Genomic DNA, 23,437 nt, shown 5'->3' on the forward strand with positions numbered 1-23,437 from the left:
TTTTTTATACCGCCAAAAGGTCTGGCTCTGAGAGATAGATGAGATAGCCATCCACTTGATCGTAGCCCATCTCACCCAGTATGTTTTTATACTCTTGTACTTGTCGCAAATGTCCATCTGCTCGCGCTCCAGTTTTGTAGTCGATCACAATGGCTCGGTTGTCTTTTACGATTACCCGATCTGGTCGTTTCAGTTTGCCATTAGTCAACAATATCGATGACTCATTTTTCACCTGCCAGCTTACATCAAACCATCCTTCTATTTGAGGGATTTCCCATATCTCTCTCAGTTTTAATTTGATATCAACCATTTCTTGATCCGACAAACCGAATTTAATCTGTGCCTTGCTCAGCGCCATAGTAAAATCATTCTTAGACCTAATCAGAGAAAAAATCCAATGAATAATCTGTCCGTAGTTGATCGACTCTACCACGGCTTCTTCCAGAATATGTGCCTGTTGTCGAAGCTTGATCCGATCTGCAGGAGGGGAAAAATCATACGCCGTCAAGGAAACTTCTCCTTCTTGTGGAGAAGGGTATTCAGAATGCGGAGGTAATTTCCCTATCTGCACTGGCACCAATTCCTCTGCTAGCAAAGACCTGTCTTTAGCATACTGATAGAGCAGATCGGCCACACTCGTCATGCTATTACCAAACGGTTTCACAGGTGCCATTACATACAATGCCTCTTCTGCACGCGTCAGAGCCACGTAGAGCAAGTTCAAACTATCCAGATAGACATCCGCTTTTTCTAGGTAGAAATCTTTCGCAAATACGGTCTTTGCCAAATCATTTTTATACCGTACTGGTAGATACGGTACCTGCTCTAGCACTTGCGCCCCATTAGTTTCACACCACAACAATTGCTCATTGGTACCATGATCCAGAGACCACTGGCAAAACGGCACGATCACCACCTTGAATTGCAAGCCCTTAGACTTGTGCACCGTCATCAGGCGAATAGCTTCCTGATCCTCAGACACCTGAATAGAACGTGTATCATGATCACTCCACCAGACCAAAAAATCTGTAAGGCTATCCCTCTCGTACTTTAGATAGTCGAGTATCAAATCCTGAAAAGCAAGCAGATAGGCGTGATCACCCACCTGATTGAAAAGCTGAAAATGATGGATGATAGCTTCCACCATTTGCGACATATTCATTTTAGTTAGTTCGCTTTCCTTCGCTATCAAGTCCGTTGGATTCCAGATAGCATCTGTTCTTTCTCCATATTGCCGGCAAGCATAGTGCAGCTGGGCTTTCGCCAATGGCTGTATGGGGTTGGCTAACCACAGCAGGCTTTGCAGTACCAAATGCACCGCAGGGTTGTTTTTGATAAACAAAGACTCATTAGATATGATGTCGTACTTGTAGCCATCATTTCCTGTCTGAAGCTGATATTCCATCAGACCTTTGGTTATGGTCTTGCCTTGCGGGTTGGTTCGTACCAAGATCGCAATATCATTCAGTTGGTAATTGGCTTTTTGGAGGTACTGAAGATACTTTACGAGTTCATCTATTACATACTGATTCACATCATCTATCTCTTCGTCCTTCTCATAAAAATGGAGTTGTATCAACCCATCTCCAGACTCATCAAAAAGCTGCTGGGCACTACTATCGTAAGCCGCCTGCATATTCAGGCTGGCCTTGATTTCTTCACCTATATGACCTCCTAAATGATTTTCTAATAGCTCTGGTGCACGTAGAAACAAGTCATTGTTAAACTCCACAATGTTCTGCTTACTTCTTCGGTTGGTACTCAAACCCTCGTCTTTGATATGGTTTTCGCCAATGTCTTTACGGATTTGATCCAATAGGATTTTCCAATTACCCCCTCGCCAGCGGTAGATGCTTTGTTTGATATCACCCACTACCATAGAGAAGTTGCCCGCACTCAATGTGTCTTGAATCAATGGCTTGAAATTATTCCACTGCAAGCCACTGGTATCTTGAAATTCATCGATCAGATAGTGCTTGTATCTGGTGCCTACTTTTTCATAGATATAGGGTGCATCGCTGTCGTTGATGATCTCATTGAGGAATACTGGAAAATCAGAAATAAGCAGTAAGTCGTGTTCCTCTCGGTAGTCATTGATCTCATCTGAGATGCGCGACAGCAAGCCAAAAGTGTATATGTATTTAATGACTTGATTGAGCGATTGATACTCTCTACCATTCTCTTCTATATAGACCAGAGCTTGTGCACCAAGTGTCTGAATCCCATCCCCAATGGCTGATTCTACTAAATCCTTAGTCTTGGATGTTTTACTATACCATACATCTTCTTTGATGGCCTTGAGTGTATGGTTATTAGCATCCTTAAACTCACCTTGCGCAATCCCTTCAAAAAAACCACCAACTCCTCTCGCCTTTTGTGTAAAATCATCTTTAGCCAACCCATACCTATCTAGGATAGCTTTGATCTTTCCGCCAATGGCAGCCATGCCTTGCTCTAGAGTCGTTCGTCTATCATTTAGACTTTTGATAAAGTTATTGATGAAGTCTGGTTCACTCAATTGCTCAAAGACTTTGTGTTTATTGAGTACAAGAAACTCATTAAACAGCTCGCCTGACAGGTTTTTTATGTCTTTTCGGGTATCCCAAGACTTGCCTTGATTGATTTGATAAATAGCAAAATCAGTCAACCATTTCACTAAATGAGGATCGTTCGCCATGTCTGCGAGCATTTGATCTATTACCTCTGAAATGACCTTGGACTGATCCAGTTCGATCTTAAAACCAGTCTGAATACCAATCTCCCGAGCAAAAGATCTAACGATCTTCTGAAAGAAAGCATCGATCGTAGTAACAGCGAAAAACGAATAGTTGTGTAAAATACTTTTTAACAAAGCATCTGCTCTTTCGGAAAGTTGTTGTTCATTGATATTCAGTTCAACCATCAAGTCGGCAGACATAGAATTCTGCCCTTTGGCTAACTCTTTCAGTGTACTCTGTATCCGCGACTTCATTTCTTCAGTAGCCTTATTGGTGAAGGTAACGGCCAGCACTGTTTTGAAGTAATCTGGATATTTAAGCGCCAAGCGGATGTAATTATAGGTCAGAATGTAGGTCTTGCCAGACCCAGCCGAGGCGCGATATATACTGAAGTTTTTGATGATGATTAGCTGTTAAAATTGGATTCTAAGAAAGGCAATAAGATCGACGAATGCAATAAAAACCCATCATTACCCAAAGTGATCAACATCTTCTATTGCGTCCCCCCTAGAGGGCAGAAATATCAAAGACCTAGCCACGGCACTTATCTTTCTTTGAGGAACATCCGATCTGCCGCCGGGTAATCACAGGCACAGGGACATTACAATCAAAACTCTTCAAGGTTTATCACGACATTCACCTTGTGAATCTGATTAGTTTTCTGATGTTTCAGTAATAACATTGGAGAGTTTAAGACCATCTCCAACTGTGGCAGCGAAAGTTTAATCCTTTTTCTTTTCTTCTTTGTCTTCCTGTCCTTTCACTAGCTCACCATCTTCCAGTTTTTTGGAAACAGCCAAGTATGGCCCAGTAATAACCTGATCAGATTCTGTAAGGCCTTCTAGAATTTCAATATTATCAAAGTCGCTGATTCCCGTTTTGACCACCCGAAGCTTGGCTACACCATCTTCATTAACGAAAACAACTTCCTTCAAATCCTCCTCACGATTTCTTTTAGAGGCTTTATCATCTGCACTTTCTTCCTCTTCTACCTTAGGTACTCGTGTAGTTACTGCACCTAATGGCACAGATAAAATCCCTCTTTTCGTATTGGTCACGATGTCTACACTGGCAGTCATTCCTGGGCGAAAAGGCACCTTATTGTTGGCTACTAAATCTTGATAGGAGCTATTCAAAATTCTGATTTTTACTTCAAATTCGGTGACTGCATCTGGTGATGCCTTTTCATTGGCAGTATTGGCAATAGCCGTCACCCGCCCTTTAAATTTCTTATCAAGGTAGGAGTAAGCATCTACATCGATTTCTACCTCATTGCCCACGGACACACGCACGATGTCGTTTTCATTGACATCCACACGCACTTCCATATGCCCCAAATCCGCGATACGCATCATCTCTGTACCAGCCATCTGCGAAGTACCCACTACGCGCTCACCTTTTTCTACACCCAACTTCGACACGATGCCTCCCATAGGTGCTGTGATGGTGGTAAACATCAAATTTTCATTGGCCTCTTTCACACTGGCCATCGCACTCTGTACGATGTACTTGGAAGCCTCTACACCTTTCTCTGCGGATTTCAAATCCTGTGCTGCTATTTTAAAGTTGGCTTCTGCCAATTCCATATCTGCATTGGATATCGCTTTAGAATCGTGTAATTTCTTTTGTCGGTTATATTCTAATTCTGAACGATTAAAAGAAGCTTGAGCCGACGCCAATCGAGCTTCAGCATCGGCCAGATTGGCACGTTGCTGGTTGAGCGAAGCACGAGTTCTATCCAAAGCCGATTTAAGGTTATCTGGTTTTAGTTTGATCAATACATCTCCTACAGCTACCGAATCACCTTCTTCTACATTCAATTCGATGATCTCCGCAGACACCTCTGGACTTATCTTCACCTCTACGATCGGCTGAATCATACCCGAAGCACTGACCTGCTCAGTAATGTCTACTTTTTTAGCTTCACCCATTGTGACTTGCATTCTTTCACGCTCACCTATCCAACCATTCTTTTTCCCGATCATTAGGAATACGATCAATACCAATGCACCACCAATCAAGCCATAGATCAGTTTATTGTTGTTGTTTTTCTTAGCCATGAGTTTATAATGTAATGGGTTTACCTAGATAGAAGTCTAGAATTTTTTGTTTAAAAATGAAATCAAATTTAGCTCGAACCAAATCCGATTTGGCCATATACAGGTTGTTATTGGCCACTTGATAATCCACGAAATTGACCGCGCCCAGATTGAACTGATTTTCTATCACTCGAAAAGCCTCTTCGAGTGCTTCCACTTGCTTTTGATTCGCAGTGTGTGTTTTAGAAGCTGCAACCATGTCGTTGTAGGCTGTTTCTATATTTTGACGCAGTTGGTTTCTCACTTCCTGCGAAGCCACCTCTGCCCGGTACTTACTGAGCATGGAGCGTTGCACATCGGCACGAGTTCTCAATTTGTTGAATATCGGGATGGTCAAGTTCAACCCGACGTTTTTTTCCATGTTTTCCTTGAATTGCTCTCCGACAGGGAAACTATCTTCAGTATCTACCACATTGGGCACATTCACATCTGAAACTACCTTTTCGCCAGTACTCGGCAAATAGCCGATGGGTACAGTATCAGGTACAGTACCGTCATATATGTCACGTGGCCTATTTGCAACACTCGAATAGATGGTTTTGAACCCCGCCGAAACTGACAGCGTAGGCGAATATGCGCCCTTAGAGATTTTATAATTCAGCTCTGCCTCTACGATTCTAAGTTCGGCGCTTTCAATCTCTGGCATCACTCCTTCTGAGGTTTTATATATCTCATCGGGCGTCATCAGTGCCGTTTCACTCGGCTGCAGTTCCAACTCAGGAACCTCTATCTCGAAAGGATCACCCGAAGGGATCAAAAGTGATTGTTTGAGATTCAATATGGCTAGATTATAACTATTCTCCGCATTGATCACATTTACCTCATTGCTTGCAGACTGTGCTTGCAAGTCGAGCAGATTGGTGACAGGTAGTGCACCAGCATCTACCATTTTCTTCGTACGATCGAGTTGCTGATTGGTGCTATTCAACTGATATTCGGCATTGGCCAAGAGCTCTTGGTTAAAGATCACATTTAGATACAAAGTGGCCACATTCATCCCCACATCATTTTTAGCTTTTTCGAGGTCTGCCTCTGATGCCGCATAGTTGACTTCCGCTTGCTTGATGCTATTGTGAATCTGCATCCCGTTAAACACAGTCAGATTACTACGTCCGTTGATGTTGGAAGAGTTATTTTTTTGTGTCGTAAAATTGTTGGTCGTAGGATCTATCGATCGTCCCCAGCTGACGCCATAGCTGGCTCCCATATTGAAATCAGGCAATCGTTCCAAGTGTGACTGATTCTTAGTCACTTCGCTCACCTTTAGATCCAACTCACTGCGCTGGATCGTTAGGTTTTTTTCATAAGCAATATTGATACACTCGTCGAGCGAATACTGGTAATCCTGAGCCCATGCTTGGCTGATACTCAAGCTTGCAAAAGCAAGAGCCAGCATCCATTTTGGTCGGTTATTATTCATTATGTTTTACTTATCAATGTCTGGGATATATATGACGTTTTTTATCCATTTCAAATGGCGCAAGTACTGCAAGGTGATTTCATTAAGACCTGAGTCCATCTCTAAAATCTGACAGGCAAGATCATGTTTTCCCTTTCGAGAAACGGTCATGGTCGCGATATTACAATCATCGTGAGCGATCACGCTGGTGATAAAGGTAATACTGCCAGGCACATCATCGGCTTCTATGATGATGGTGTGCAAATTGGCCGAAAAGCCCGCAGTGAATCCATTCACTTCTACTATCTTGACCACTCCACCACCTCTACTCTCACCTACCATATCTATGACTTGGTCTCCTTTTTTCAGTTTCACCTGAATGGTGTTTGGGTGTCTGGTCGAAGCGTTGCCCACCGATTTAAACTTATACTTGAGTCCTGCTTTTTTCGCCTCCTCAAAGGAGGTCTTGATGCGCTTGTCGTCCGTCTTATAATCCAACAAACCTGCTATGATGGCTCGGTCGCTGCCGTGTCCCTCATAGGTTCTGGCGAAGGAATTATAAAAAACAATTTCGGCCTCATCTGGAATACCTCCAAGCAACCTGATGGCTACTCTAGCGATCCTAACTACTCCTGCTGTATGAGAACTAGACGGACCGATCATTACGGGGCCGATCATATCGAATACACTACTTTTTTCCACTTTATTGTTTTGGGTGCATCATCCTAACATACGGTTTAACCCACAACTCATACAATCGAGTGCATGGCTAAATCCTAACATCAGATGATTAGTTGTCTGAATGAAAAATTTATTACGACAAGTTAAAATTTCTATTCAGAAAAATGGAATAGTGAGCCTAAGGATATGAGCTAAATTGCTACTGCTCCCTTGATATGCGGATGTGGGTCGTAGTTTTCCAAAGTAAAATCTTCGAAAGTAAACCCAAATATGTCTCTGATTCCAGGATTGATCTTCATCTGAGGCAAGGGTCGGCATTCGCGGCTCAACTGCAATTCAGCTTGTTCCATATGATTGGAATACAAATGTGCATCGCCCAGTGTGTGCACAAAATCGCCAGGCTCTAGGTCACAAACCTGTGCCACCATCATGGTGAGCAACGCGTATGACGCAATATTGAAAGGCACGCCCAAAAACACATCGGCACTGCGCTGATACAGCTGGCAGCTCAATTTACCATCAGCTACGTAAAACTGAAATAAGGCATGACAGGGAGGCAAGGCCATATTGGAGACTTCGGCCACGTTCCAAGCACTCACGATTAGGCGCCGAGAGTTTGGGTTGTTTTTGATGTCGTGGATCAACTGACTGATCTGATCAATCGTTTCTCCATTAGGTGTAGGCCAGCTTCTCCACTGCACCCCATACACAGGTCCCAGCTCTCCGTTTTCATCAGCCCATTCGTCCCAGATCGATACACCATTGTCTTTCAGGTATTTGATGTTGCTATCCCCTTTCAAAAACCAAAGCAATTCATGGATGATGGATCTGAGGTGTAGTTTTTTGGTTGTTACTACAGGAAATCCTTCAGACAGATCATACCGCATTTGATGACCAAACACACTTTTGGTACCTGTACCTGTACGGTCTCCTTTCTGAACACCCTCGTCCAGAATTCTTTTCATCAAATCGTGATATTGCTTCATGTGGCTTTGATATTATGGGTTCAAACTTGAAGCGATAAAGGTAATTGATACGTTCGAATTGCACCCGCTACTTCGTCAACTTTGCTAAGAAAAAGCAAGTAAGAAAGCAAACGGAAGGTATCGGTCTTTTAATTTATCACTGAGTCTGCTTCGTAGAAATTACTCTTTACGCCCTTGACTCCTGGCACAGCAACAAACAGACTGCCCGCTAGTGGATACTTTGCTTTTTCGTCTGCATTCATATCTACCCTGGCCGAAGTGATCACTAAGGAATCCAAATCGGCTCCCACAAAAGCACAAGAAGTGATATTGTGCGCAGGCACGTTCACTTTGCCAATGAGCGCACCTGTTTGAGGGTTGTACCTGCCTACCATGTTGCCATTCCAAAGCGCAATCCAGAGCATATCCTCTGCGTCTATAGCCATACCATCCGGATAGCCAATCCCCCCTATTTCGATCACAATTCTTTCATTCGAAATTTGCCCAGTTGCTTCGTCGTAGTCGAATGCTTTCACATTTTCATCAGGTGTATTGATGTAGTACATGGTTTTCTTGTCACTAGTCCATACGATACCATTAGAGATCGTCATGCTATCGAGCTGCTGCGTGGCTACCCCATGGTCTATACTATAAAGCGATGCTCTGTAAGCCTTCTGATCCAATCCCATAGACCCAACCCAAAAACGACCAGCAGGATCACACTTTCCATCATTAAATCGGATATTGGCAATCGTATCTTCTGGACTAGCGATAAGCTTCTTCGTTTTCGACATGAAGTCATAGGTATATATACCATCCTGAAGTGCCACTACTGCCTGCCCCAGTGTATTCGGCACGATGGTCCCTATACGCTGTTCTACGCCGTAGGTCTTTTGTTGTTTGGTTTTCACATCAGTAGTAAAAAACTGTTTGCTTTCTATATCGATATGCCAGAATTCACCCGTTTCATGATTCCAGATCGCGCCCTCACCAAGTTCGTTTTCCATTTCTACAAATAGCCCCGCTTCCCATTCGGGAATAGCTGGCTCTGCTGTTGGGCTGGTGCTAGATTCACTTTTTGTTTGACATGCCACTAAGGCATAGCCAAGGCCAAATAGGCAAATGGCATGGTGTAATTTCATTATTAAATATTTTTTTGAAATACGAAGATCTAAAATGCTCGTGTCTATCAAGCGAGGGGTTTGTCACAAATAGGAAGGACAAAGATTACTTTTCCCAAATACTAAAGTCTTTCCCTCTACCTCTACCGATAAGTTCGGACATGTAATAATGCTCAAGGGTATTGATATCTTTCAGTAAAAATTCCTGATCAGATTTGATCTCCACCACTGAAAATTCGAACTGCTCACCATAATTAGTCAGCACATATTTTTTGTTGGTTCGGATATTATCTAGTGCTATACTCATTAGTTAAAATTTCAGTTGGCAATATTACAATATTGTTAAATGTCATGAATTGAATTTAAGAATTATTAGTTTGCATCTAATGATTAGACTCCTAGCATTTGGGCTCTTTTGCCTCATCATCGACCTATCAGCACATGCTCAAAATGGAAATTACGGCATGGGTGCTCGATCTGCAGCTATTGGCGGTTCGTCGATCACTATTGGCGACGAATGGTCGCTCTTCAATAACATAGGTGGGTTGGCCAATTTCGATAAAAAAGCCATTTTCACTTCCTTCAAAAACAAATATGGCATTAGCGAAGTCACCAGTCTAGCACTCGGAGCTACTTACCCTATCGCAGGCGGCACTGCTGGATTGGGCGTATTCAAATTTGGCGACGACCTTTACAATGAGCAACGCGTCAATCTGGGTTTTAGCAACCAGTTTGGCATCGTAAGTCTCGGCTTGAATGTGAGCTACTATCAGCTCAGCATCGAGGGATCTGGCAGTAGAAAGACCATGATGATAGATTTTGGTGGGCGAGCCAAACTTACCGATCAGCTTTACTTTGGTGCTCATGTATCCAACCTCAACCAGGCCAAGCTATCTACCGTCACTGATGAGCGAATTTCTACCATAATGAAAACAGGCTTGAGTTATAGACCCAGCTTAGACCTGATGATCAACGCCGAAGTAGAAAAGATAGTCGATCAGGATGCCGTACTCAAAATAGGGCTCGAATATCAGATCCTAGAGCAACTAAGCTTACGTACTGGATTCCACACACATCCATTCGAAAGTAGTTTTGGTTTGGGTTTTCGTCCGGGTAAACTCAAAGCAGACTATGCCTACAACAACAACCCCGATCTCGGTGGCATTCATGAAATTTCACTCGGATATAGTTTTGGTGAGTGAAGAAACTAGCCTACATAGCTTTGATCTTATACGGCACTACATCAGTAGCCGTAGCACAGCGATTCAACAAGCAAGACATTGATATACAGGAATTTATAGAAGACCTCTATCAAGTACCTGATGAGGACATCAACTACGACGACCTGTATGAGTCGCTGTATCAGCTATACTCCAACCCTATCAACCTTAATGAAACCAACAAAAACGAACTCAACAGCCTTTACCAACTCAACATCGCTCAGATCAACAGTCTCATGGAGTATCTCGACAAAAACGGCCCTATGCTATCTATTTATGAGTTGCAAGTCATAGACGGTTTTGACCGTACTACGATCAACCATCTCATGCCCTTCGTAGAGGTGCGTTCACCAGGAGATCACTCCACCAAAGGACACTTGTTAAAGCGTATCACCACAGAAAAGAATAACTACCTGATCTTACGTACTGAATCGATTATAGAAGATCAAAATGGTTATATCAGAGAGGATTCATCACGCTACCTTGGCTCTCGCCAAAAAATATACGGCCGTTTTCGGTCGAGCCATTCCAAGGATTTTAGTGTGGGTTTGACATTCGAAAAAGATCCTGGCGAACAAATCATCTTTGATCATAATACCAACCAATATGGCTTTGACTACTATTCCTATCACCTGTTTCTTTACGACAAAGGGAATTTTAAGAGTATCGCCGTAGGAGATTATCAAATGCAATTTGGACAAGGGCTGGTACTGGGATCCGGCTTCAATCCTGGCAAGGGGGCTGAAACCATTACGACTGTAAAAAGAGGAAATGCAGGCCTACGCCCCTACACTTCTGCGCTAGAAACCAACTTCATGAGAGGAGCGGCTTTCACTTACACAATCAAAAACCTAGAAATCACTCCATTCTATTCAAGGCTCAAACAAGATGGAATCATCCGATCAGAAGATTTTAATGGAGAATATGAAGAATACATCACCGGCATTCAAGACATTGGCATGCACCGTACCTATTCTGAATTGGCTTCACGCAATGGCATCACCGAAGAAACTGCTGGCATGAACCTGACCTACAACGACTTAAAAAAGAAGAATCTTCAGTTTGGTGCGACCTTTATACACAACAGTTTTTCTGTACCTATCCAAAAGACTCCTAACAACTACAATCAGTTTGAATTCAAAGGCGACAAAAATTATAACATGAGCATATTTGCCAACTACAATTGGCACAATTTTTTGCTTTTCTCAGAGATAGCACGCTCCAAATCAGGCGGCACAGCTATGGTAGGAGGCTTTATGGGTAGTCTCTCCCCCATCGTCTCCATGAGCTTTCTTTATCGAAATTACTCCAAAGATTACCATTCCTTCTATGGGAACTCCTTCGGAGAAGGCTCTAGAAACATCAATGAAATCGGACTGTATTGGGGGCTGAAAGTGACGCCTAGCAAACGAACGTCTTTTGCGGCTTACTATGATAGATTTCAGTTTCCTTGGCTACGTTTTGGGGTCAATGCCCCTTCACAAGGGTACGAATACCTAATCCGAGCAGAATACAGCCCCACTCGTAAAATCAAACTCTATGCACAACTCAGAGAACAGGCCAAAGAGGTGTCTGTGTCTACAGAAGGAGGCAACTTGCATCAACTTAAAAACGGAGTGAAACGCAACTATATAGGCAATTTAGATTTTGCTGCACACGATATATTCCTACTCAAATCGAGAGTACAATTCAGTACTTATGACTTGGCAGGAGAGCAAACGCAAGGCTTAGCAGTCATGCAAGATGTCAATATTAAGATCAATAAATTTACGATTAGCACTCGGTTTGCCATATTCGACACAGAGGACTACGAAAACAGACAATATGTATTTGAAAAGAATCTACTCTATGTCTTTTCAATCAATGCATATGCGTATCAAGGGACACGGAATTATATCATGTTACAGTACAAACCTACCCGAAAACTGACCCTTTGGGCTCGATATGGCCGATTTGACTACCGTCACCAAGATAGCGTGGGTTCGGGAATGGATAAAATAGAGGGAAATACTAAGAGTGATGTGAAATTTCAGATTAGGTATAAATTATAAAAGCCCTGCTTCTCTCAAAACAAGGCTTTTAAACCTTCTTCACGTCTCTCATCATCATCCACACATTTCTCGTACAACTGACAGTTCATTCCTATTCAAAATACCTCCTTTGGCATCGATCATTAAGGCCAATAATTCAGATGGTTTGTCGATCGGAACAATCTCTTCTTGGGCATCAATTTGATTAAACCATTGGAGTACATTTCTTGTGGCTTCTTTTCTAGCAGCTTCTGTGGTCAAGGCATCTTCGATCACCTTCATAGACACTTTTGGATCTTCTATTTTCATGATTAATTTATTTTAATTTCTTATTATATAGTTATACCCAATTATTATTCCAATAGTTTGAATTTAGATCACAAAAAACGTTAAATGGGTGAAATACCTATAGCATTTCTTTGTTGGTCACATCCTTCATATTCGCAACATTCACCCATAAGAATTATCAATCTTTTTCTGTTATTTGAGCGTATAATAGAGGTTTTTGGGTAATTTAACTTTCCCAAATCAGCCTATCAAAAAATGAAAATCATTCACCGAATCCTCAAATTCATTCAAATCGAATCGATCTCTACAGATCAATTCGACAAGGCTATAGGTCTGGCTAAAGAGGATATCCAAATGGAGGTATCTAAGGACGGATCTGTAAGCACAGACGTGCTTGAAAAAATATGTAAGTTATACCCCGAACTCAATCCAATTTGGTTGGTCACAGGCAAAGGTGAAATGCTAATTGATGATTATTATGAAATTGGAAAAGCCATTGAAAATGTAGAATCTCAAGATGGTATCTACAATGTAATCGCGAGCAAAGACGTCGAAATCCAACTACTCAAAGAGCACATCCAAGGACTAAATGAACTGATCAAAGTGAAAAACAAACTTATTGAAGAGTATAGAAATGCATAGCCAATCCTAATTAGCTCCCCCAATCTTCTGATCCATCACTTTTTTCATTTCTTCTTTTTCCTTTTTAAACAGATCCAAAAGATATACCATTTCATTAGGGTTGCGAATCAAATCATAACCCTTTTGAGAAGATTTGTAATTGTATATCTTCCATAACCTCATAGACAATACTCCAGAAACAAAAACAAAGGTCATGATAAATGCCATAAGCCAAGAGGTTTTGGCATACTGCTCTCGCTCAGACTGTTTTTGTTTATAGTTTTGGTACTTGGTCAGAAGCGCTATTTTCATATCCTCATCTTTGAGCCATGCCTGAGTCTCTATCAGTGGTAGCGCCATGTCATTGATCAGCATGGTGTAATACAGCAAGCTATCTGGCTGATTCAATTTTTGGAAGGTTTTTTTCAGCGCCATATTGGTAATGGCCAATTCATTCATCTCCCCTTTTTCACTATTGTACACCAAACTCTTTTTGAAGCAACTCCAAGCTTTTTCGTATTGGCCTTTCTTGTTATAGACCCTACCGAGATTATTGTAGGTCACCCAAAGTTGGTTTTCATTGGTGTTATACTCTAGGGCTTGAGTTAAATAAACTTCTGCTTCTTCAAACTTATCAACTATCAAAAAAGCATTCCCCATATTATTGTATGCCTTCCACATATTATTGGAAGGATTTTGTGACAATGGTGCTAATTCAATTACTTTCTGAAAATGTTCTAAAGCTACTGTATAATTCCCCACTCTTGAGTGTAGGCTACCCATTTCCAAATAATTTTTTATCAAAGAATTATTGTTGTTCAGCTGTTTATTAATCTCTATGGCTTCTAGCAAAAACTCCATCGCTTCATCAAACCTCCCAAGGCTTTTCAAGGACTTCCCAATACCATAATTGTAATATGCCCGATCCTGATAAGTTGCTGCATTGACATGATCTAATGCCATTTGAAAATAAACAAGCCCTTGGTCGTACAATTCTTTTTCATAAAAGATTTGACCGATCTCGTTATACAAGCGAGACTCTATTTTTTCGTCTCCATGCTCTTTGGCTAATTCCAAAGCCATTAAATAATCCTGATATGCCTCTTTGGATTCGTTGTTTAGGTAGTAAATAAAGCCTCTCAGATAATAGGATTTAGCAATCAATATTGACGACCCTAAATCAGGGGCATCTAATAACAAGTCTATTTTTTGCTTTGATGCTTCATACTGTCCTTCACGGTATAAATCAGCCGCTTCATCATACAACGTCTGTGTATTGACTTCGACCGTATCATCACAAGAAATGATGAACATAATTATGAAAATATATTTGAAAAGCTTCAAATTCATAATTCAAAAATAAATAGGTTAGGTTGGTTTAGGAGGTAATACACTAAGAATTTAAAGGTCTTTTATAATGGGCCTGACCCATCATGTCCTCCAGTCCCATCTCCCAGATTTGTTTTTTCTGGCACTACGTTGTCATAAACTTCATCAGCTTGTGCATCTACACAACTAGTAAGTAAAGTACTGGCAAATACTACTGCTAATAATAATGATCCTAATTTTCTCATGGTTGAAATTTTTAAAAGTATAACTGATTAATTTTTCAATTGAGATGAGCCAAAGACCATGGGAAAAATTGAAATAGCGGTTGAAAAAATCCTGATAGGTAGGTTAGAAAAATAGGTTAGGCTGGTATGCTTTGAATTTTTTCTTTCAATATTTCTCTATGGCTCTGGGCTATCTCATATGTATTTACTCAAAATGGAATTAATAATATTTCATAGGTGAGGTAGGTTGCAGTTTAAGCTCCAGTTGCGAATAGCTACTAAAATTTTTACCTGAAAGTAGCATATCCTCGTCGTCTATCTTATAGTACCAGTTCGCCTGAACACTCATGCCGTTTTCTTTAAATTCTCTTAGCTGAGCCATCAAAAGATATAAGCAACGTGCAGAGCCTGTATTAAAATAATCTAGACTGAAATTGACCGATATTGAGTTGCTCCCTTCCACCAAATAGTAGGCCAACATCTTATCTATTTTATCATAAAAATCGACTGGATTTTGAGGGTTTGATACTCCTTTGATTAGCAAAGAGCGGTTGGACATTTCGAGCGCCACAAAGGGCGTAGAAGCAGTCGCTTTAATCACATAATTTCTGAACCTTGACTGATCAAGTGAAACATTGATGTTTTCATTCCCAGAAATTGCAATTACACCGTCCATTACTAAGCTCATTCATTCATCGTTTTAATGATCCTTTTTCATATAACAAACTTTCAAAGCTTATTATAATTCAAAGCTATCACGCATTTTGAATGAGATCAATAGGTACTGATACCCAAATATCGCCTAGGCGAATCACCTAGAAACCAACGAGTTATCCCCTAAATAACAACTAAAGACCGTGTTTGATGGCAAATTTGGTGAGACCGACAGCATTCTTCACTCCTGTCTTTTGCAGCAGATTGCGTCTATGCGCATCTACAGTCCGAATACTTATATGTAGTTCGTCAGCTATTTCGTAATTGGACTTTTCTTCAATAATAAGTTTGAGCACATCTATTTCTCTATTAGTCAAAAAACCAATGGGATTTTCCTTCATTTTCTCCTCTTTGGTTTTAGAAAACTCTGACATGATCACATTGGTAATCTCTCTCCCATGATAAGCCTCACCTTTACTGATAGACTCCAATGCTTCAAGTAGCACTTGTTTTCCAGCATCTTTGGAAATATAACCATTGGCTCCAGCCTTGAGCATGTTTACAATGTGCTGTTCGTCTACATACATACTCATGGCCAATACTTTGGTACTGGGCATTTTTTCTTTGATGGCTTTGGTACAAGCCACTCCATCGAGGTTTGGCATATTGATGTCGATGACTACAATATCTACGTTGTGATCTGCCAGATACTCTAGCGCCTCTACTCCATCTGAAGCCTCAGCAACTACTTGATAATCCTGCGACTCCGTAATAATCGCTTTGATTCCATCTCTCATGATCTTATGATCATCTACTAATAGTATATTGATACTCATGGTTAGACTAATATTTCAATGGTTATGATTGATCCGTTGTTTGACTCAAAATCTATTTTTCCTCCTAAGTAGGCTACTCGGTTGGCCATGTTTTTCAGACCTAAACCAGCGCCATCTCCTGCTTTACTGCTTTGCGAGAAGCCCACTCCGTCGTCTTCTATACTAACATAAACATAATTAGGATGTCTAATCACCTGAACGGTAGCATTTTTAGCTTGGGCATGCTTCAAAATATTATTGATTCCTTCTTGGCAAATCCGGTAAACGTTGGTTTCGAACTCTTCCTCAAACCGCTCGTCTATTCCATTATGGAAAAAACTAAAATTGACCCCTGATGATCGATCTACTTGATTGATCATCGTCTCCAATGCTGGTATCAAACCGTAATCAACTAAGGCTGGAGGCATCAGGTCATGAGAAATAGCCCTGCTCTCCTGAATAGCTCCTGCGATTAAGTCTGATACACTTTTCATTTTCTCTTTAAACGATACTTCTTGATAAAGTTCGGAAAGTGAATCCAACTCTAAACGAGCTACAGACAAGGTCTGCCCTAAACTATCATGAATTTCGGATGCGATACGCTTGCGTTCGCTATCCTTGGCTTTTATCATGGCGCGAATCCTTAATATTTCGGCTCGCTTTTCATTGTGTACATTTTTGATAACGCCCAGTACGCGCTCAGCCCTTCCCTGAACATCACTATGCATCACTCCTTCTATCCTTAGCCAATTGAATCCATGATCTCCATGATCGAATTGAAAATCCAATATGAATTTTTCATTCACTTGTTTATTCATAATCAGTCGATCTTCGAGTTCTACTTGATCTGATGGATGAACCTTGCTTAAAAAAAAATTAAGGCTACTACCCATGTCTTCTTTCTGATAACCAAAGACTTTGGAAATCGCTCCAAACCAACTCATCTGCTGTTTGGCTATAGAATAATCCCAAGTCACCTCATCCAAAGATTCTAAAATGGAGGCATTGAATTCGCTCAACCGATCACGCTCTATAATTACCCGACTTTTCTCCAACTCCACAGACAAACGCTGACCAACCACATGTACAAGTGAAAAATCTTCCGCATTGAATGCACTAAGTTTTTCGATAGGAATAATAATCACGGCAATCACACTCATGTGACTATCCAAACAAGGAAACACATAGTAGTGTGCCTTATTCAAAACCTTGTAGATTGTCAACTCCCGAAATATCTCCGATGAAACAACTGAAGGTTCTTTCATCTCGCTAATGGTCTGAAGCAAATGGGGCTGATCGGTGATTTTATCTCCCAACCGCTGTACTTTTCCTTTAGTCAATAGTCGCTCTATTGTCAAACTATGATCTCCCATACTCAATATCGCCGCACTCTTCGCATGGAGCAAGTCCATAATCAGAGTAAGTGTCTTATCGTAGATGAGATGTATGCTACCGGTCACTTTCGTTAATGAATTTGATGGTCTATATAGTCATTATCAAGAATACGAAAGGAGTATCTAACAAAAAGGCTGGTCATATTGGATTGAAACAATAAATTCAAATTGAGGCAGAAATTAGCAAAAACCAAAGCATTATCTTCATAACCTCAGGTTTTATTTAATCAAAAGTTGCGTGATAAAGGGAGCTAAGTTTCACGAATTTGCTACCATCTATATGCTGATTCTTCTAATTTCGCGGTGTATCAAGTAAACATCGAGCCCTTGGCATTCAACTACAAAAATATTGACCTCCCGATCGTAGCATCCGTCAAAGAGATTCAATCTAACTTTGAAAATCAAAATACACAAATTGTAAATGCACCTCCTGGTGCAGGAAAAAGCACACTTCTTCCCTTAGCTTTTCTAGGGCAACCTTGGCTCAATGGAAAAAAAATACTGATGCTGGAGCCTAGACGACTAGCTGCTCGTACTGTGGCCACCAGAATGGCAGAACTACTAGGCGAAAAAACGGGACAAACCGTCGGGTACCGTATTCGATTTGAAAATAAAGTGTCCGACCAAACTCAAATAGAAGTATTGACTGAAGGGATTCTTACCAGAATGATTCATTCCGACAACTCACTTGAGGGTGTCGGGTTAGTCATATTTGACGAATTTCACGAACGGAGTATTCATGCAGATGTGGCACTGGCACTATGTAGAGAAGCTCAACAAATACTTCGTCCAGACCTTAAGATTCTGATCATGTCTGCCACACTCGACATGCCACAACTCACCAGCCTTCTTCAGTGTCCTGTAGTGAAGAGCGAAGGTCGACAGTATCCTGTAGAGGTCAAATACACTGGGGACACCGATATGATGATGCTCCCTGAACTGACTGCTCGTATAATCATGCAAGCCACCAAAGAAAACGAAGGTGATGCTTTGGTTTTCTTCCCTGGACAAGGTGAAATCCGAAAGTGTGAAGAAATTTTGCGGGGCAAACTCAAAGGGTTCGCTATTCATCCTCTCTACGGCCAATTGCCTCATGGTAAACAAATGGCAGCCATCATGCCCGACAAGAACGGCAAGCGTAAAGTCGTACTAGCTACCTCTATCGCAGAAACCAGTTTGACAATAGAAGGCATCAAAATAGTAGTAGATACTGGCTACGGCCGCACATCTAAATTCGACCCAAAATCTGGCCTCTCAAGGCTTCATACCATACAGATATCCAAAGACTCCGCAGATCAACGTGCAGGACGCGCAGGCAGGTTGAGCGCAGGTGCATGCTATAGGATGTGGTCTAAAGCCACTCAAGACAGGCTGGATCTTCACGGTTCACCCGAGATACTAGAGGTAGACCTGTCCTCCCTCGCTCTGGATCTGGCCAAATGGGGCATTATGGATCCTAACCAACTGACTTGGCTCACTCCGCCACCACCTAGTACGATGAAGCGCGCCATGGACTCACTGCATGAATTACATGCTTTGAATAATGGCAAAATCACTCCGCACGGGGAACAAATGCATTCGCTCCCTTGCCACCCTAGAATCGCACACATGCTCATCGAAGCAAAAGCCCAAGAGTTGTTGCATTTGGCTACAGATATAGCCGCTTTGATAGAAGAACGCGATCCTCTAGGGCCAGAAGCTGGTATCGACATCAACGAACGAATCATTGTCCTACGCAGACTTAGAGACGAAAATAGACTGAGTAGAAAATTTAGTCGCATAGAAAAAATAGCAGATTCATATAGAAAACTTTTCCACCTAAATGAAATAGACAACTCACCAATAGACCCTTACGAAACGGGTCTATTATTGGCACAAGCCTATCCAGAACGTATTGCTTTTGCTCGCCCAGGCAACAACGCCCAATTCAAACTATCGAATGGGAAAATAGCCATGGCAGGCCATAGAGACGATTTAGCACACGAGTCTTGGCTAGCAATAGCGCACTTAGACGACCGAGAAGGCATGGGCAAAATCTTCATGGCCTCGCCTCTCAACCCAAAAGACTTGGCTCCGATGGTAAAAAGCCTTGAAGTAATCAAATGGGACACTAGAGATGGTGGGTTGATTGCCAATAAAGAATTACGAATCGGAAGTATTGTCTTACAATCTGTCCCTCTACCAGACCCAGATATCGAACACCTCGAACAAGCCATCTATGATGCCATCAAGTCTGAGGGGCAACATTTGCTCAACTGGGACGAAGAAGTGACACAATGGCAAAACAGAATACTGAGCCTAAAAAAATGGCACCCACAAGGTCAATGGCCTGATGTGAGTCAAACCTACCTACTAGCAAGTAATGAAGAATGGCTAAAACCCTATCTGAGCCAGATCAAAAGACCCGAAGACCTCAAAAAAATAAATTTGAAAGAAGTGCTGCATCACCACCTGCCATTCGATCAGCAAGCAGAAATGGAAAAACTCGCACCACAGAAAATAGAAGTACCCACAGGGTCACACATCAAGATTCAATACTTTTCTGACGGTGCTCAACCCGTACTAGCCGTACGCCTACAAGAAGTGTTTGGCCTCTTAAAAACCCCAAAAGTAAACGCAGACAAGACACCCCTACTGATGCACTTACTCTCCCCTGGCTTCAAGCCTGTGCAAGTAACGTCTGACTTAAAAAGCTTTTGGAATAATGCCTATTTTGAGGTTAGAAAAGAACTCAAGCGTCGCTACCCCAAACATGCGTGGCCAGAGAATCCGCTTGAGGCTACAGCTGTACGAGGAGTAGATCGATCTAAAAACAAGAAAACCTGACGCATGGTCAGGTTTTCTTGTTTAATATTTAATACGGAGAGATCAGTATTTTGCCATTTCTGGATCTAATTCATCGGCCCAAGCCAAAATCCCTCCTTTGAGATTCAGCAAGTTAGCAAACCCTAGCTTTTCAAGCGCCACAATAGCATCTGCACTGCGCTTGCCGCTTCGACAATGAAGCACCACTTCTACATCAGAGCGAATTTGATTGACATGATCAGTGATTTCACCCAAGGGGATCAATTCCCCTTCCAAATTGGCAATCTCATACTCATAGGCTTCGCGCACATCGATAAGCTGAAAGTCTTTTTTAGTCGCTTTCCATTTACTCAACTCTTCTACGGTGATTTCATTCACCTCATGCTCCTTCTCCTTTTCGTTTAGTCCACAGAAGATTTCATAATCGATCAACTCTGTAACTGCTATGGTATTTTTGTTTTTATGAATCTTCATCGTGCGTGTCTCAAATGTCAGCGCATCAAACAAAAATAACCTGCCCGCCAACGGCTCCCCGATACCACTGATGACTTTCAGTACTTCATTGGCTTGGAGTGTACCGATAATACCTGGTAGCACACCGATCACACCTCCTTCTGCACAACTTGGCACTAAACCTGGAGGCGGTGGTGTTGGAAACAAGTCCCGATAGTGCGGGCCATTTTCACCCTCCTTATTTTTAAAATTAAAAACAGAAACCTGACCTTCGAACCTAAAAATAGAAGCATACACGTTCACTTTATCCAAAATCACACAGGCGTCATTCACCAAATACCTAGTTGGAAAATTGTCTGTGCCATCAGCTACTACATCATAATCTTTCACTATGTCTAAAGCATTCTGCGAAGTCAGCATTTCATTATGAACTGTAAAGTTCACATGAGGATTTAATTTTTCTAATCTTGCTTTAGCGGCTACAGCCTTGGGCTTGCCTACATCATCTACAGTAAATAGCACTTGGCGCTGCAAATTGCTATCGTCTACTACATCGAAATCTAGAATACCAATATTGCCTACTCCTGCTGCCGTTAAATACAGTAGCAAAGGGCTACCCAGTCCACCCGTGCCTACTACGAGAACTTTAGCTTCTTTGAGTTTTCTTTGACCTTCTATGTTGAACTCAGGTATAATCAGATGCCGACTATATCTTTCGAGTTCTTCTTTTGAAAATTTTACTTCTGACATGGCTATCTCTATTTAGTTGATGCCTCCTGCTATCGCAGGAATGATACTAATCACAGTGCTGCTATCTACCTTGGTATTTTCATTGTCCAAAGCATTGATATCCTCATCTCCCACATATATTCTAATGAACTGACGAATCTTTCCTTCTGCGTCAAAAATATGCTTACTCAGGTCAGGGAATTGCTTCGCCAAATCCTCGACAGACTCCTGCACTGTAGATCCATTTGATTCTACAGATGGCTGATTGTTCGTGAATTTTCTAAGCGGTGTTGGTATAATAATATTTGCCATGACTGTATGTTAATTGCTATTTAATAATTCTTCTTCAAATTGATTTTCTTCATTCAGTTGCCAAGAGGCAGTGTTTTCCACCTGATTCTCGTTGACTGAGACAATGATGTACGAAAAAAATGGTACAGCTTGCTTCAGGTCATGCTCCGACGGTATCGCTGGGTGCAGAGGGTGCGAATGAAATACCCCCAATAATTCTACTTGATTCGAAAGGGCGTATCGTTCGGCCTTCATATAATCCAATGGGTTTACTTCAAATCGTCTACGCTGGTCTCCTTCCTTGCTATTTTCTAACGGGCTATACTCTGTAACGTTTTTCGCACCTTCACTAGACTGGCCATAGAAGAAACCTACGCATTCGTTGGGAAAAACAGCCAAAGCATGTCTATGCATTTCAGCCAATACTTCTTCAGATACTTGTATTTGTTTTTTCATTCTCTTTAAAACAAAGACTTGATCACTTCGCTATATTTCTCGGCATTGTCTGGGAAAAGCGTTACTATCACTCCCTCGTCCAATTCATCTGCTAATTGTAAAGATCCTTTCAAGTTGGCAGCTGCGGATGGGCTGATCATCAACCCTTCTTTTTTAGCGGCTAGTTTCAAAGTTTCATAAGCATCGAATGTATCTACATTCATGAATCGATCAGCCAAAGAAGGGTCGTAGATTCCTGGTACCTTGGCTGTCTCCATGTCCTTCCATCCTTCTAGGCCGTGTAGTGCACCGTCTGGCTGCAAGGCGATGGTCGTAATATCACTATTCACCTCTTTCAATCTCTTGCTGATACCCGTAAATGACCCCGTGGTACCCAGACCAGTTACAAAGTGAGTAATTTCACCACTCACCTTCGCCAAAATCTCCTCGCTTGTCGTCTCGTAATGAGCCTTCCAGTTGTTTTCGTTTCCATACTGATCCGCCAAAAAATATTTGTCTGGTTCATTCTGGTATAGCTCCAAAGCTTTCTCCTGTGCTTCGTCTGTAGAACCAAACTTAGAGGTATATACGATAGTAACACCCAAACCTTTCAAAAGCATTTTTCTTTCCCAAGAGGCATTTTCTGGCAAGCAGATCGTGACTGGAATACCGAGCCTTGCTCCGATAGTTGCGTAGGCAATAGCCGTATTGCCGCTAGAAGCATCCAAAAGGATTTTACCATGACCAAGGTCTCCATTCAAAATCGCTTGTTTAATAATATTGTAAGCTGGTCTCGCTTTTACGCTTCCGCCAAATTGCATCCATTCGAGCTTGGCTAATATACGTACCGACTTCTTTGGAGAGACGTGCTGTAGTTCATACAAAGGTGTATTCCCGATGTGGTTGCCCAAGGCTAATACACTTTCAATAATTTCTGATTCTTGACTGATAACCATTGTAGATACTGAGTTTTTTAAACGAAAAAGGCCTTACTCAATGTGAGAAAGGCCCTTTTTATATTTTTATCTTCTGATAATTCTATAAAGTATAACTTTCCCATAAACACCAATTAGGTGCACAACAGCAACAACATGCCATCATCGCGTTTTGAATTGTGTTTATGGTACTTTTTGTCTTCAATTTCCTAAATTTTGAATTCTTCAACGC

General features: G+C 41.6%; 21 protein-coding genes. 4 read left to right on the forward strand and 17 right to left on the reverse strand.

The genetic code is table 11. From position 1 onward, the window contains the following. Positions 1 to 4: 4 nt before the first annotated feature. The 7 genes from N7E81_RS16480 to N7E81_RS16510 all read right to left on the reverse strand — a co-directional run bounded on the left by N7E81_RS16480 (position 5) and on the right by N7E81_RS16510 (position 9,289). Entirely contained in the window at positions 5 to 3,124 is a 3,120-nt protein-coding gene (locus N7E81_RS16480) for a UvrD-helicase domain-containing protein (protein ID WP_317624079.1), read from the reverse strand. A 315-nt stretch (positions 3,125 to 3,439) separates the two neighbouring features. After that, entirely contained in the window at positions 3,440 to 4,777 is a 1,338-nt protein-coding gene (locus N7E81_RS16485) for an efflux RND transporter periplasmic adaptor subunit (protein WP_263050696.1), read from the reverse strand. A 4-nt stretch (positions 4,778 to 4,781) separates the two neighbouring features. Beyond that, a complete protein-coding gene (locus tag N7E81_RS16490) occupies positions 4,782 to 6,236 on the reverse strand; it encodes a TolC family protein (RefSeq protein WP_263050697.1) in 1,455 nt (484 codons plus the stop codon). Positions 6,237 to 6,242: 6 nt separating this feature from the next. Continuing rightward, on the reverse strand, positions 6,243 to 6,917 hold the full coding sequence (gene sdaAB / locus N7E81_RS16495) for an L-serine ammonia-lyase, iron-sulfur-dependent subunit beta (RefSeq protein WP_263050698.1): 675 nt from the start codon (positions 6,915 to 6,917) through the stop codon (positions 6,243 to 6,245). 170 nt (positions 6,918 to 7,087) lie between these two features. Next, positions 7,088 to 7,882 carry a thymidylate synthase gene (locus tag N7E81_RS16500; RefSeq protein WP_263050699.1) on the reverse strand — a complete coding sequence of 265 codons (795 nt, stop codon included), beginning with the start codon at positions 7,880 to 7,882 and terminating at the stop codon, positions 7,088 to 7,090. Between the two features lie 128 nt (positions 7,883 to 8,010). Next, positions 8,011 to 9,003 (reverse strand): SMP-30/gluconolactonase/LRE family protein, encoded by a 993-nt coding sequence (locus N7E81_RS16505; protein WP_263050700.1) that lies wholly within the window; start codon positions 9,001 to 9,003, stop codon positions 8,011 to 8,013. 85 nt (positions 9,004 to 9,088) lie between these two features. Then, positions 9,089 to 9,289: a hypothetical protein gene (locus tag N7E81_RS16510; protein WP_263050701.1), complete on the reverse strand. Its 201-nt coding sequence runs from the start codon at positions 9,287 to 9,289 to the stop codon at positions 9,089 to 9,091. 79 nt (positions 9,290 to 9,368) lie between these two features. On the opposite strand from N7E81_RS16510, the gene N7E81_RS16515 reads away from it, so the two are divergent. Further along, positions 9,369 to 10,184: a PorV/PorQ family protein gene (locus N7E81_RS16515; protein ID WP_263050702.1), complete on the forward strand. Its 816-nt coding sequence runs from the start codon at positions 9,369 to 9,371 to the stop codon at positions 10,182 to 10,184. Continuing rightward, positions 10,181 to 12,253 (forward strand): ComEA family DNA-binding protein, encoded by a 2,073-nt coding sequence (locus N7E81_RS16520; protein ID WP_263050703.1) that lies wholly within the window; start codon positions 10,181 to 10,183, stop codon positions 12,251 to 12,253. The genes N7E81_RS16515 and N7E81_RS16520 overlap by 4 nt, the downstream gene beginning before the upstream one ends. 54 nt (positions 12,254 to 12,307) lie before the next feature. On the opposite strand, the gene N7E81_RS16525 is transcribed toward N7E81_RS16520, so the two are convergent. Then, positions 12,308 to 12,541 carry a hypothetical protein gene (locus N7E81_RS16525; protein ID WP_263050704.1) on the reverse strand — a complete coding sequence of 78 codons (234 nt, stop codon included), beginning with the start codon at positions 12,539 to 12,541 and terminating at the stop codon, positions 12,308 to 12,310. A gap of 234 nt (positions 12,542 to 12,775) precedes the next feature. Between N7E81_RS16525 and N7E81_RS16530 the strand changes: the two genes are divergently transcribed. Then, positions 12,776 to 13,162: a hypothetical protein gene (locus tag N7E81_RS16530; protein ID WP_263050705.1), complete on the forward strand. Its 387-nt coding sequence runs from the start codon at positions 12,776 to 12,778 to the stop codon at positions 13,160 to 13,162. Positions 13,163 to 13,168: 6 nt separating this feature from the next. Here the strand turns inward: N7E81_RS16530 and N7E81_RS16535 are convergent, their stop codons facing one another. From N7E81_RS16535 to N7E81_RS16555, 5 genes are all read right to left on the reverse strand, one after another. Then, entirely contained in the window at positions 13,169 to 14,455 is a 1,287-nt protein-coding gene (locus tag N7E81_RS16535; RefSeq protein WP_263050706.1) for a tetratricopeptide repeat protein, read from the reverse strand. A 98-nt stretch (positions 14,456 to 14,553) separates the two neighbouring features. Next, positions 14,554 to 14,715 carry a hypothetical protein gene (locus N7E81_RS16540; RefSeq protein WP_263050707.1) on the reverse strand — a complete coding sequence of 54 codons (162 nt, stop codon included), beginning with the start codon at positions 14,713 to 14,715 and terminating at the stop codon, positions 14,554 to 14,556. A gap of 199 nt (positions 14,716 to 14,914) precedes the next feature. Then, a complete protein-coding gene (locus tag N7E81_RS16545; RefSeq protein ID WP_263050708.1) occupies positions 14,915 to 15,382 on the reverse strand; it encodes a DUF1987 domain-containing protein in 468 nt (155 codons plus the stop codon). A 160-nt stretch (positions 15,383 to 15,542) separates the two neighbouring features. Next, positions 15,543 to 16,184: a response regulator gene (locus N7E81_RS16550; protein ID WP_263050709.1), complete on the reverse strand. Its 642-nt coding sequence runs from the start codon at positions 16,182 to 16,184 to the stop codon at positions 15,543 to 15,545. A gap of 2 nt (positions 16,185 to 16,186) precedes the next feature. Then, the gene (locus N7E81_RS16555; RefSeq protein WP_263050710.1) at positions 16,187 to 17,623 is read right to left on the reverse strand and encodes a histidine kinase; all 1,437 of its coding nucleotides are present in this window, start codon (positions 17,621 to 17,623) and stop codon (positions 16,187 to 16,189) included. Between the two features lie 261 nt (positions 17,624 to 17,884). On the opposite strand from N7E81_RS16555, the gene hrpB reads away from it, so the two are divergent. Beyond that, positions 17,885 to 20,383 carry an ATP-dependent helicase HrpB gene (gene hrpB, locus N7E81_RS16560; RefSeq protein ID WP_263050711.1) on the forward strand — a complete coding sequence of 833 codons (2,499 nt, stop codon included), beginning with the start codon at positions 17,885 to 17,887 and terminating at the stop codon, positions 20,381 to 20,383. Positions 20,384 to 20,425: 42 nt separating this feature from the next. Here the strand turns inward: hrpB and moeB are convergent, their stop codons facing one another. From moeB to N7E81_RS16580, 4 genes are read right to left on the reverse strand one after another with little or no spacing between them, the layout of a single operon-like run. After that, entirely contained in the window at positions 20,426 to 21,565 is a 1,140-nt protein-coding gene (gene moeB / locus N7E81_RS16565; RefSeq protein ID WP_263050712.1) for a molybdopterin-synthase adenylyltransferase MoeB, read from the reverse strand. 12 nt (positions 21,566 to 21,577) lie between these two features. Beyond that, positions 21,578 to 21,856, reverse strand: coding sequence for a MoaD/ThiS family protein (locus N7E81_RS16570; RefSeq protein WP_263050713.1), 279 nt, complete (start codon positions 21,854 to 21,856; stop codon positions 21,578 to 21,580). 9 nt (positions 21,857 to 21,865) lie between these two features. Further along, positions 21,866 to 22,291 carry a M67 family metallopeptidase gene (locus tag N7E81_RS16575; protein ID WP_263050714.1) on the reverse strand — a complete coding sequence of 142 codons (426 nt, stop codon included), beginning with the start codon at positions 22,289 to 22,291 and terminating at the stop codon, positions 21,866 to 21,868. 5 nt (positions 22,292 to 22,296) lie between these two features. After that, positions 22,297 to 23,226, reverse strand: a complete 930-nt coding sequence (locus N7E81_RS16580) for a PLP-dependent cysteine synthase family protein (RefSeq protein ID WP_263050715.1) — start codon at positions 23,224 to 23,226, stop codon at positions 22,297 to 22,299. Positions 23,227 to 23,437 lie beyond the last annotated feature (211 nt).

The sequence above is a fragment of the Reichenbachiella carrageenanivorans genome, assembly GCF_025639805.1.
Taxonomy (GTDB): domain Bacteria; phylum Bacteroidota; class Bacteroidia; order Cytophagales; family Cyclobacteriaceae; genus Reichenbachiella; species Reichenbachiella carrageenanivorans.